This window comes from Vibrio sp. 1F255, from assembly GCF_041439145.1.
Taxonomy (GTDB): domain Bacteria; phylum Pseudomonadota; class Gammaproteobacteria; order Enterobacterales; family Vibrionaceae; genus Vibrio; species Vibrio crassostreae_C.
Window position 1 is genome coordinate 1 of record NZ_JBGONQ010000080.1, and the last position, 1,487, is coordinate 1,487.

The 1,487-nt window shown below is 37.1% G+C and carries 1 protein-coding gene; it reads left to right on the forward strand.

Annotated elements, in window-relative coordinates:
• The first annotated feature begins 345 nt into the window (after window positions 1–345).
• A complete protein-coding gene (locus ACED41_RS21490; RefSeq protein WP_371725664.1) occupies window positions 346–1,293 on the forward strand; it encodes a DUF5677 domain-containing protein in 948 nt (315 codons plus the stop codon).
• Window positions 1,294–1,487 lie beyond the last annotated feature (194 nt).

Sequence of the window (1,487 nt, forward strand, 5' to 3'; positions counted from 1 at the left end):
CACAACGGTATGCTAAGAACAAAAATGCCGTTCACTCTTAAGTGAACGGCATTAGACAATCATGTCGGCGCTTTTTTTGTTTGAGAATACAACTTCCAAGATACAACCTTCATAGCCTGAACTGCGGTTTACTCACATATTGGGGAGTTTTCTGCATTTTGCCGGAACTATATGGAAAATTTCTGCTTTTCGTCATATTTGATACAAAGATAAGTAGGTAAGATGATGTTATTAAATGAATTATTAGACTAAGTGCAGCGAGTCTTGGAAACTAGACAGAATTGTTTCAGGGACAAAATGCAGAATTATTCTGTCTAATATAGCTGTTATATTTTTAGGTGAACTATGAAACATATTTCTAAATTTCGGAAAAAGAAAGGATTGGATAAAAAATTCAATTTGACGTCAATCCAAGTTGCGCTTGAAAGCGCAGCAGAAGCAAATGAATTATCATTTGATTACATTGCCAATATAGACAATAAAACTGAAAAAGATGGTTTTATTGTTCATACACATCTTAATTTACTAGGAAGGATACATGAACAAATAGAAGGTATGCTTATTTGTATTGCAACAGATTCATTTACAAGTGCTGAAGCTTTAGGTCGTGTTGTTCAAGAAGCATCAATAAATTTAATGTATATGGCAATGTTTGGAGATGAACGGACCATTACTGCTTTCATGGCTAAGTGGTACGATGAACATATGCGAAAACTTGATGACTGGAAAAAGGAAATATCAGGTAAAGAGTATGAAGAGCAGATATTACCCTTAATTGATGGGAGAATTAGATCTTTAAGCCCTTATAAGGAATATGTGGAACTGGCAAAAACCAATTTCTCAGTACAGCCTAATGAATACAATGATCTTTGGTGGAATTCTTTATTTAAACGTTATGAAGCTTTAGGTAAAGTTGAAGATTACTTCTCGATATATCATCGCTTAAGTGGCGCGAGTCATATGACTGCAGAAGATACGATATCATTCATGATGTCCTTGCAGATGCCCATAGAAGCGAGGCAGTTAATTGCCTTTGAAGCATGCTCTTATTCAGTCATGATGTCACGAATTGTGGTGTCGTCATTTGTTGACGCTGCGGCATTTTGTTGTATTCGCCACGGCCTAGACGATAAGGCTAAATTGGATAGGTTCTTAGAGTTAAAAAACAACCTATCCAAATCAGTTCAAGAAATAGCACAGGACGCAGGTATTCCAAGCAAGGATAAAGAAGAAAGTAACCGTCGATTTAAGGAGCTTCAGGAAAGGCTCGGCATTCAATTGAAAAAGCACTGACAATAAACATAGGCAAAAAATATAACAAGCAATTTAAGAGGGATTCACAACGCTTGGCACTTTTGCTTCTACTTCAAATTTAGTGTTTATGGCACAATGCTTTAGGTGTGGGTGGTAGCGTTGTTCACCCCTTAACAGGGCTACATGGACTCCCTCTTTTGTCAACAATAGCTCCCGCTGACAACAGTGGATCG